This window comes from Flavobacterium sp. (assembly GCF_020217025.1).
In the GTDB taxonomy this organism is placed as follows: domain Bacteria; phylum Bacteroidota; class Bacteroidia; order Flavobacteriales; family Flavobacteriaceae; genus Flavobacterium.
Map to the genome: position 1 here is coordinate 1 of NZ_JAIWOF010000126.1, position 10,000 is coordinate 10,000.

10 protein-coding genes and 1 pseudogene are annotated in these 10,000 nt (G+C 32.3%); 2 read left to right on the plus strand and 9 right to left on the minus strand.

All coding sequences use genetic code 11. The annotated features are described in order from the left end of the window. Both LDL23_RS12650 and LDL23_RS06210 read left to right on the plus strand, forming a co-directional pair. Positions 1-160, plus strand: a 160-nt coding sequence (locus LDL23_RS12650; protein ID WP_366935480.1) for a hypothetical protein, incomplete at its 5' end; no start/stop codon positions are given. Positions 161-205: 45 nt separating this feature from the next. Beyond that, the gene (locus tag LDL23_RS06210; protein WP_291264933.1) at positions 206-637 is read left to right on the plus strand and encodes a hypothetical protein; all 432 of its coding nucleotides are present in this window, start codon (positions 206-208) and stop codon (positions 635-637) included. A gap of 52 nt (positions 638-689) precedes the next feature. Here the strand turns inward: LDL23_RS06210 and LDL23_RS06215 are convergent, their stop codons facing one another. From LDL23_RS06215 to LDL23_RS06255, 9 genes and pseudogenes are all read right to left on the minus strand, one after another. Beyond that, positions 690-1,877 (minus strand): peptidylprolyl isomerase, encoded by a 1,188-nt coding sequence (locus LDL23_RS06215; protein WP_291264934.1) that lies wholly within the window; start codon positions 1,875-1,877, stop codon positions 690-692. Positions 1,878-1,887: 10 nt separating this feature from the next. Continuing rightward, positions 1,888-2,976 (minus strand): peptidylprolyl isomerase, encoded by a 1,089-nt coding sequence (locus LDL23_RS06220; protein ID WP_291264935.1) that lies wholly within the window; start codon positions 2,974-2,976, stop codon positions 1,888-1,890. A gap of 5 nt (positions 2,977-2,981) precedes the next feature. Next, positions 2,982-3,539, minus strand: a complete 558-nt coding sequence (gene gldI, locus LDL23_RS06225; RefSeq protein ID WP_291264936.1) for a gliding motility-associated peptidyl-prolyl isomerase GldI — start codon at positions 3,537-3,539, stop codon at positions 2,982-2,984. Positions 3,540-3,543: 4 nt separating this feature from the next. Further along, positions 3,544-4,554, minus strand: a complete 1,011-nt coding sequence (locus tag LDL23_RS06230) for a bifunctional oligoribonuclease/PAP phosphatase NrnA (protein WP_291264937.1) — start codon at positions 4,552-4,554, stop codon at positions 3,544-3,546. Between the two features lie 44 nt (positions 4,555-4,598). After that, positions 4,599-6,620, minus strand: a complete 2,022-nt coding sequence (locus LDL23_RS06235) for a T9SS type B sorting domain-containing protein (RefSeq protein WP_291264938.1) — start codon at positions 6,618-6,620, stop codon at positions 4,599-4,601. A gap of 16 nt (positions 6,621-6,636) precedes the next feature. Continuing rightward, positions 6,637-7,491: an ABC transporter permease subunit gene (locus LDL23_RS06240; RefSeq protein WP_026724633.1), complete on the minus strand. Its 855-nt coding sequence runs from the start codon at positions 7,489-7,491 to the stop codon at positions 6,637-6,639. 10 nt (positions 7,492-7,501) lie between these two features. Then, on the minus strand, positions 7,502-8,392 hold the full coding sequence (locus tag LDL23_RS06245; protein ID WP_026724634.1) for an ATP-binding cassette domain-containing protein: 891 nt from the start codon (positions 8,390-8,392) through the stop codon (positions 7,502-7,504). Between the two features lie 131 nt (positions 8,393-8,523). Next, entirely contained in the window at positions 8,524-9,834 is a 1,311-nt protein-coding gene (locus LDL23_RS06250) for an AarF/UbiB family protein (protein WP_026724635.1), read from the minus strand. A gap of 4 nt (positions 9,835-9,838) precedes the next feature. Further along, positions 9,839-10,000: pseudogene (locus LDL23_RS06255) on the minus strand (TetR/AcrR family transcriptional regulator); the annotation flags it as partial.

Genomic DNA, 10,000 nt, shown 5'->3' on the forward strand with positions numbered 1-10,000 from the left:
TGATGATAAAGCAAGAATTATTCCTGCAATCAAATTTTCATTAGAAGAAGCTTTAGAGTACATTCAAAAAGATGAATATGTTGAGGTAACACCAAAATCGTTACGTTTACGTAAAATCTATTTGAATGAAAACGATAGAAAACGTTTCAAAATAGCATAATTTTTAAATCCCGATGAAAATCGGGATTTTTTAGCATAAACAAGAATGGAAATTAAATTAAAATACGGAATTGACAATTTGCTTTTCGGAATGAAAGAGCAAGATGTTACTAAAATTTTGGGTAAACCCGATACAAAATATAAAGATGAAGAAGAGAATGTTGTGTTCATGTATAACGCTAGAAAACTTCGTTTAATTTTTTACAAAGAAGAAGATTTCAGATTAGGATATATGACAACGACAAATCCAATTGTAAAGTTATTTAATACGACTGTAATTGGTAAGAATTGGAGTGATATTTTTCCTCTTTTAGAAAAAAATAAAATTAAACCATTTGAAACCGACACAGTAGAAGGAATGACAAGTTATTTTAATGAGGAAAACTGGTTATTCTTTCATGTAGATTATAATGAAATCGTTAAGATTGAAGTTGGTGCCGTTTTTAGTGATAAAGACGAATTTGATTGGAGATTTTAATTCAAGTAAGTATAAAAAAAGCCGCTAATTTAATTAGCGGCTTTTTTATGTTTTATTTAGAAGAATTCTGACTTTCTAAAATTTCCAATTCGAAAATTAGATTAGTATTAGGTGGAATAACATTTCCAGCCCCTTTTTCTCCATAACCTAAATTAGATGGAATAAATAAAGTTATTTTATCTCCAAATGATAACAAGTTTACTCCTTCTAAAAATCCTGCGATTAATCCAGTTTTACTACCATATTGGAAAGGAAATGGTGCATATCCATTTTGATCGGCTCTAGTTTGATCAAACTTACCGTATTGTTTAGAAATTTCTGCGTAGCTACTATCAAATAAAGAACCATCTTCAAAATATCCTGCATAGTGAATATAAATTGTACTTCCGTCTGCTGGTTTAGTGCCTGTTCCTTTTTTGGTAATGGTATATTGTAAACCTGAAGCCGTTTTAATAGAATTTGCTTTTAAACTAACAAATGTAGCTGCTTTTTCGGCTTTAACAGTTACTAATTTAGTCTCTAATTCTTTTCTTTTTGCTGCTTCAATTTCGGCTTGTTTTTTCTTATTTGCTAAAGCTATGTCAGCAAAAGCTTTTCTTGCAGCTTCGTTTTTTACTTCTTGTGCTTTATCGTTTTCTTCTTTTTTGCTAAAATAATTTACAAATACTTTTTCTGCTTTAAATTTTTTAGCGTCTTTACCATTTCTAATAATCACAATTGAATTGATTACATCGTCTTGTGCAATTTTATTCACGACATCTTGACCACTAACAACATGTCCGAAAACAGTGTGTTTTCCATCTAGCCAAGCTGTTTCTTTGTGCGTGATGAAGAACTGACTTCCGTTTGTTCCAGCGCCTGCATTTGCCATAGATAATATACCAGCTCCATTATGAGTTAAATCGGTAATTTCATCTACGAATTTATAGCCAGGACCACCAGAGCCATTTCCGTCTGGATCACCGCCTTGAATCATAAAGTTTGCAATTACTCTATGGAATTTTAAACCGTTGTAATAAGGTTTCTCTTTTAGTTTTTCGGCCACTTGACTGTTTTTACCTTCTGCTAAAGAAACAAAGTTTGCTACAGTAATAGGCGTCTTTTTGTATTCTAAAGCTACTACAATTTTTCCTTTAGATGTACTGATTTCGGCAAAAATACCTTCTTGTTTTTTGTCTTGAGCAACTGAAAAAGTAATACAACTTAATGCAATTAATACTATTTTAAAAATGTTCTTCATTTTATAATTTTTAGTTTATTGGTTTGTATTCTAAAAGTTCCACTTCAAATACGATGTTGGCATTTGGCGGGATTGCATCCCCAGCACCTTGTTGTCCGTATCCTAATTCTGATGGTATATACAACATCATCTTATCGCCATAGCTCATCATGTCAATTCCTTCATTAAATCCTGGAATAAAAGGTAGGTTTCCAATTGCAGCAGGATATCCAGCATATCCATTTTGATTAGCTCTATTTTGATCAAATTTTCCATAAAGTTTAGCTACATCTTCATAACTAGTATCAAAAAGTTGACCATTTTCTAAATAACCTGCATAATGAATTAAGACCTGGGTACCAGTAGTTGGTTTTTTACCCGAACCTTTTTTAATAATTTGATAAATTAATCCTGATTTTGTTTTAGTACCCGTAGCTTTTAAAGTGGTAATTTCTTTTACTTTATTTTCAATAATTTGTTTTGCTTTTTCTTCAGCTGCTTTTATTTCTTTTTCAACAGAAGAATAATAGTTTTTGAAAATTTTTACAGCATCAAATTTTTTAGCGGCATTTCCAATTCTGATAATGGTAATCTTTTCAATAACATCATCAGCTTCAATTGTATTGATTACTTCCAATCCTTCAACTACTTCTCCAAAAACGGTATGCATGTTATCTAACCAAGGTGTTTCCTTGTGAGTAATAAAGAATTGACTTCCGTTAGTGCTAGGTCCAGCATTAGCCATAGATAAAATACCTGCTTTTGAGTGTTTTAAATCGGGATGAAATTCATCTTTAAATTTATAACCTGGTCCACCAGAACCATCTCCATTTGGATCGCCACCTTGAATCATGAAGTCTGCAATTACACGGTGAAATTTTAATCCGTCGTAAAAATGTTTTCCTTTAAATTCTTCACTTACAAATGGATTTTTCCCTTCTGCTAAGGTTACAAAGTTAGCAACGGTATTTGGAACTTTTTCAAATTCCAATTTTACAATCATGTTACCTTTAGTTGTTTCGATATCGGCGTATAAACCTTCTTTTAGGTTGTCATATGATTTTGAACAAGAAGAAAAAATGGTTGCAATACTTAATAGTAAAATTGAGGTAATCTTCATTTTTATTAATTTTTAGCTTGTGTGTCTACTTTAATATCGTTTAAACTTACTGTGCAAATTAAGGGTTCGTTTGTGCCGATTTTTTTGTCATCGCCATGATAACCATAGGCCATATGTGATGGAAATAAAAAGGTAACTGTTTCTCCTTTTTTCATCAATTTAATACCGTCACGTAATCCCATCATGATGTTTTCTTTATCTACATAATAGGTTTGTGGTTTTGTTTCGGACATGTTGTAAATGATTCTGTTTTTTAAATCTTTTATTTCATAATCAAAGAAAGCAATATCACCTCTTTTTGGAGAAGGTGTTACTTCTTCCACTTTGGTTTCGTATTTGTACCAATAGCCTTTATTTGAAGCTATGTATGATTTAAGTGAATCGTTTTTAATTATTGCTTCAATTAAATCTTCTTCATCTGCGATTAAAACTTTGTTTCGCTCGATAGATTCTTTTATAAAAGTTCCTGAAGTATGTGAAATAGGTTCTCTGGCTTGTTGCTGTTGTGAACAACTTGCTAAGAAAATCATTGCTCCAAAAAGGAATAAATTTTTAATTTTCATGTGGTTACTTTTTTTCTTTTGCTAAAATAGCAATAAATTGTTGTACAGTTTCTTCTAATGTTAAAAAAGATTTTCCACCAGCAGCATTGATGTGTCCACCGCCATTAAAGTGATTTCGTGCAAATTGGTTTACATCAAAATCGCCTTGTGAGCGGAAAGATATTTTGATAATGCCTTCTTCTTTGTTTTCAATGAAAATAGCGGTAAATTCAATTCCTTTGATACTTAGTCCATAATTTACGATGCCTTCCGTATCTCCTTTTTGATGTCCAAATTCGTTTAGTTCATCTTGCGTTAAGGTGATGTAAGTGGTTTTGTATTCAGGAAGCATTTTTAGGTTTTGAAGTGCTTTACCTAACAATAACAAACGATTGTATGAAGAATTATCAAAAAGTAAATTGTGAATTTCACTGTTGTTGATGCCTCGGTCAATTAAATCGGCAACACATTTGTGCGTTTTGCTTGTTGTTTTTGGAAAACGAAAACTTCCCGAATCAGTAACAATTCCGGTGTATAAACAAGTAGCAACGTTTTTATTGATTAAATTTTCATAGCCCAATTGATAAATCAAATCGTACACCATTTCGCAAGTAGATCCATATGTGGTATCTGAAAAAGTATAGGTTGCATAACCATCTGGTGCTTGGTGATGGTCTATCATTACACTTGGAACAGTTAGTGTTTTTAACACATTTTCCATTTGATCACCTGTTCGATGTAATGCATTAAAGTCTAACGTAAAAAGTAATTCTGTTTTTTCTAAAATAGATTTACAAGTATCAAAACTACGTTCAAAAATGATGACTTTTTCACTTTCGGGTAGCCAAGCTAAGAAATCGGGAAATTCATTTGGAGCCATTACAATTACTTCGTGTTGTAATTGTTTAAGGGTGTGATATAAACCTAAAGTAGAACCCATAGCGTCTCCATCAGGATTTCTATGAGGTACAATTGTAATTTTTTTAGGTGTAGCTAAAAGCGATTTTATAGCTTCAATTTCGTGTATTTGCATCATACTGCGAATATATTATTTTGTAAGCTATTCTGCAATTATTATGCCTAACGTTTTAATGCAAAATGTCCTTTAATGGTTTTTCCGTTTGTTAATTCGATTGTAAACCAATAATCGGTTGATGGAAGAATTTCGCCATTGAAAGTGCCGTTCCAACCTTCGCTGGTTCCCGAGACTTGCTTTATTAATTTTCCATAACGATCAAAAACAGTAATAACGCTGTTTTCTAGATTTCGTTTGTCTAGATTTTTTATGTACCAAGTGTCGTTATATCCATCATTATTTGGGGTGAAATATTTTGGATAATCTAAGATATAAAAGGTTTCGAAAATAATACCACATCCTTTTTTGTCTTGCACATAAACAGTATATTCTCCAGCATTCAAATTACTGAAAATATTAGAATCTTGGTAATTAACACCATCTAATGAAAATTCATAATCGCCTAAACTAGACGCTGAAATTTGAATTGTTGCGGAGTTGTTTTCTCGAAAATCGTTAATGATTATGTCTTCAATTGTTGCAATTCCTGAGGCTTCAATTGTAAATGTTTTTGTTTTTGAACAGTTTAAAGCATTAGTTAGTGTTACTTCATAAATTCCACCCGAATTTACGGTAATTTGTTGGGTGAATTGAGGTGGATTTGTATTCCATTCGTAAGAAGTAAATCCGCTTCCAGCATCTAAAGTTAAAATAGCATCTTCGCAAAGACCAATAGTTTCATCAACTAAAACGGTACCAAAAGTATTTACTCTCAAATTCACAGGATAATCCGAATAACAACTTTGAACATTCATGATTCTCGCATAAATGGTTTGATTGTTTGGGATTGTATTGGTATAATTTACTGGTAAAGCGGTTGTGCTTGTAGGTATTTCAAAAAATGAAATGACATAACCTGCAGGAAGGTTTGTGAATAATTGATTTTTGATAGCATCTAAATCAAAAACTGTTTTTCCGTCCTGATTATTATCTGCGTCACATTCGGTAAATGAATTTTGATTGATTACTAACGATTCTGCATATTCGATTTTTAGTGTTTCGGTAGGAGGTGAACACGTGGTGCCATAAAAAATATCTACCGTATAATCTCCAGCAGATGTAATAGTGTAAGTTGCATTTGTAGCTCCAGGAATTGCAACGGTATTTTGAAACCATTGGTAGCCAGTTGCTCCAACCTGAGTAGCATCAACCGTTAATGTTTCGCCAGGACAAAGTGGATTTCCTGTTGCAATTAAGCGGTCGTCACCTAAGTCGATTCCGAAATTAAAACTTCCACCACCAAGAAAAATAGCCGAATCAAAACGATAATTTCCTTCGTCGGCAATAACTAATTTAATGTGATAGGTTTCTCCTGGAATAACATCAGATTCTGCTTTTAAAACTTTGGTTTGACCATTAAAATTTGTTGGATGATTTGTACCATTGAAAGCATCAAAATACGCTTGATTGGCAGGTGGACAAATTGTTCCAGAACCTCTTACGGTATTCACCTTTACAGGAATATTGGTGCCTGGAACCACTGCTAAATTTTGATATCTTGTCTCTCCATTTCTTTTCAATAAAAAGGCAAATCCATCCGTATAATTACATTGATTAGAAGATGGACTTGATAGATACTGTTCGGATGAAAAAATATAATCAAAACTGATTCTATTTCCCAAAGGAATAAAATCAAACTCTAAAACAGTAGCATTAAAAGTATTGCTTAAACCTAATGCTTCGTTTAAGTCTGCATCGCCATCCCAACCCATGCTTCCACCATCGTCGGATAGGTAGGAATTTGGCCCTGGCGCATTATTGATTTTTCCAGTAGAAAGAATTATACCATTTTGAAAAGGGAATGTGGTTCCTGTACCGTCAAAATAGCCATAGCTTTTTTCTCCAGAAGCAAAATTTCCGCCTGAAACACTAACATTAAAAACGTTAGCACAAGTGCTGTTTATTAATATGTCTTCTACTAAATCTTGTGGGGTGTAACCTTCATCAACCGAAATATTTTGAGCGTTTCCAAATTGGAATCCAAACCCAATAATTATAGTAAAAAAAGTATATTTTAATGTATTCATAGCGTCGTCAAAGATACTATAAATCGCGCTTTTTTAGGATATAATAAGATGTTAAAATAAATATAAATGTCCATGCAAGAACGATTGCAACAAAAATGGGTTGAACTTGATAATTTTTATCAATAGTAGCGCCAACAGTATTTGAAACAGATTTCACAAAATTTAATCGTGTAAAAGGTTCTGTAATTAAATTAGACATAGACTCTAGAGGTAAAGCATCTTTAACCCAATCAATCACTTCAGTATTTTTGTCTTTAGGGGTGTAGCCTAAAATTTTGTATTTTAAAATTGCATGTCCAACATTTTCTCCTAAAAACCAAACGAATATAAAGCCTAATGTGAAGGCAGAACGCTTGATTAAAAGTGCTAAAAATAAACAAAAAGAGAAGAATGCAACGTGTTTTAAAAAGTAGGCAAACAAATAGCTCATATCAGAAAAAATGATACTCATTTCTGTATAGGATGAATATTTTAGACCTAAAATTAAACTGATACCAAATACAAATAAAGTTGAAACTAAAGAAAATAAAATAATGGTGTAGAATTTAGAGAGTAAAAATTCCTTTTTAGACATTCCATCGATTAAATTTTGTTTTAATGTGCCATAACTAAATTCGTTTGCTACCATTGAAACTATGATAACTGCCAAAAATAACTTAAACCAAGAGGCTACAAATGTGGTAAAATGCCAGATATAAGGAAAATTAAAGAATCCACTTTTAGCGGCTTCAAATTTAAAAAATCCAAAATCGAATTCAATTAAAGCAATACTGGCTAATAAAAATAAAGATAGAAAATATATGATGCTTAAAACTCGGCTCGCTTTATTTAACCAAATTTTTTGTAATTCTATAGTGAGTAATCGTTTCATTTTGATGGGTTTAGTTGGTTAATTTTAAGAATTGTTCTTCTAAGCTGGTTTTACGTTTTAATAATTGCGTTAAAACAATATTCTTATTAAAAAGATATTGATTCAATTCTCCAGCTTCTAATGGTGCTTTTAAATAAACTAAAGCTTTTCCATCTTGAACTTCAATTTTATCCACGGATTCATGATTAGAAATCGCCTGAATTAATGCATCAAGATTATCCGATTGTAATTCAAAAAATCCTTCATTGGCTAACATTCCATCAACAGTGCCTTGATATAGCGTTACTCCATAGCGCAAAACAATTACATGAGAACATACCTTTTCAACTTCATCCAGTAAGTGAGAGGCTAAAAGTATAGTAGTACCTTGATTTGCAATAATTTTTATTAAATCTCGAATTTGACGAATTCCTTGTGGATCTAATCCATTTGTTGGTTCATCTAAAATTAAAATTTCAGGATCATTCAATAGGGCAGAAGCAATGGCTAAACGTTGTTTCATTCCTAGAGAAAACGTTTTAAATTTACTGTCTTTTCGGTCAAACAAACCTACTAATTCTAATTTTTCATTAACTTTATCAAAAGGAATATTCTTAATTTTACAAACTAATTTCAAGTTTTCCTCCGCTGTCATGTAGGGATAAAAATTAGGTCTTTCAATGATTGCGCCTACTTTTTTTAAGGCATCATGAGTAGAAAGGCTTCCGTCAAACCATTCAAAATCGCCTGATGTTTTGTTGACAACATTTAATACAATTCCTAAAGTGGTTGATTTTCCTGAGCCGTTTGGTCCTAAAATTCCGTATACATTACCTTTTTTTATTTCTAAAGAAACATTGTTTACGGCATGTACTTTTTTGAATTTTTTATGGAGATTCGAGATTTTTAAAATGGTTTCCAAGTTTGTTCGTTTTTTGATTTATAAGTAAGACGAACGAATTTTAGATTTGTTACGGATTGAAGTGAATGTCAATAAAAAATCCCTAACATTATGGCTTAGCTAGGGATTTTAAGGTATTGCTTGGGGCAAAATTAATATTGAATAAAGTTGTTGATTTTAACTTTAGTTGCTTTTAAATCGTGCATTAAATTGTACAATCCAAAGAAAGTTCGGTTGATGTAAATAAAATGCTTCGAACCGCGATTTCCATTCATATTACGTAATTCAGTGTTTTTGGAGTAGCGTTCTCCTAGATCCGCAATTTGACCGAAAAATTCTTCATCAGAAAAGTCGAATTCTTCTACGTGGAATGGTCTAGCGAACAAACTTAAAAGTTCGTGGAACATTTCTGTGAAGAATTCCACTTCTTCTTTTGCGTCTTCTTTTCTTAAGATTTCCAATTCGTATAATTTCGATTGGAAAAATTCAGGATTGTTTAAATTTTCTTTTTTTGCTAGTTCAAAGTACGGTACATAAAAATCATTTGGAACTTCTTTGATGCAGCCAAAATCTAAAGCTACTAATTTAGTATCTGTCGTTATTAAGAAATTTCCTGGATGCGGATCGGCATGGACTTTTCTTAAATTATGCATTTGAAACATATAAAAATCCCAAAGCGTTTGACCTAAAATATTCGATTTCTCAACATCGGTATTGTGAGCAGTGAATTCAGACAAATGTTCGCCCGTCATCCAATCCATTGTAATGATTTTCTCTGATGACCATTCTGGATAATATTTAGGAAAAATCAAATTTGGAATGTTTTGGCAAGCTTCCGCCATTTCAATACTTTGTTTGACTTCGTTGATGTAATTGGTTTCTTCAATCAATTTGTCTTCAACTTCTTTGAAATATTTATCCGAATCTTTTCCTTTAATGTTGAACATTTTGATGGCAATAGGTTTTACTAAAGCCAAATCCGAACTAATACTTTCTGCCACTCCTGGATATTGAATTTTCACAGCAAGTTTTTTCCCATCCTTGGTAGCTTGGTGCACTTGACCAATGCTAGCCGCGTTTATTGAAGTGGCATTGAAGGTATCGTATATTTCGTTTGGTTGTTTGCCAAAATAATTCTTAAAGGTTTTATTTACCAATGGAGCCGACAACGGCGGCACCGAAAATTGTGCCAATGAGAATTTCTCTACGTAAGCTCTTGGTAAAATATTTTTATCCATACTCAGCATTTGTGCGACTTTCAAAGCACTTCCTTTCAGTTGCTTTAAACTGTCGTAAATGTCGGCAGCATTGTTTTTGTTCAGCGATTCTTTGGCTTCTTCTTCGGTTTTGGTGATTTTATCTCCGTAATATTTAAGGTAATTCACACCTACTTTTGCTCCGGTTTGAATTAGTTTAGAAGCGCGTTGAATTTTTGATGTTGGAATACTATCGATTGTTTTCATGTGATTACATTTTAAATGAGCCTCTTTCGTGCCACATGAATTTTCCAAAATCGATTAGACTTTTGAATGGTGTAGTATCCATCAAATCAAAACTTGTGTTGACTGATTTTTCAATGAAAATATCGGTTTTTTCGAATGAAATTGATGTGTCTTCAATCCAAAACTT

Coding starts and splice junctions, on each gene's coding strand:
- LDL23_RS06240 (WP_026724633.1), bottom strand. CDS start 7,491: ATGAAACGATTACTCACTATAGAATTACAAAAAATTTGGTTAAATAAA.
- LDL23_RS06250 (WP_026724635.1), bottom strand. CDS start 9,834: ATGAAAACAATCGATAGTATTCCAACATCAAAAATTCAACGCGCTTCT.
- LDL23_RS06230 (WP_291264937.1), bottom strand. CDS start 4,554: ATGATGCAAATACACGAAATTGAAGCTATAAAATCGCTTTTAGCTACA.
- LDL23_RS06220 (WP_291264935.1), bottom strand. CDS start 2,976: ATGAAGATTACCTCAATTTTACTATTAAGTATTGCAACCATTTTTTCT.
- LDL23_RS06235 (WP_291264938.1), bottom strand. CDS start 6,620: ATGAATACATTAAAATATACTTTTTTTACTATAATTATTGGGTTTGGA.
- LDL23_RS06215 (WP_291264934.1), bottom strand. CDS start 1,877: ATGAAGAACATTTTTAAAATAGTATTAATTGCATTAAGTTGTATTACT.
- LDL23_RS06210 (WP_291264933.1), top strand. CDS start 206: ATGGAAATTAAATTAAAATACGGAATTGACAATTTGCTTTTCGGAATG.
- gldI (WP_291264936.1), bottom strand. CDS start 3,539: ATGAAAATTAAAAATTTATTCCTTTTTGGAGCAATGATTTTCTTAGCA.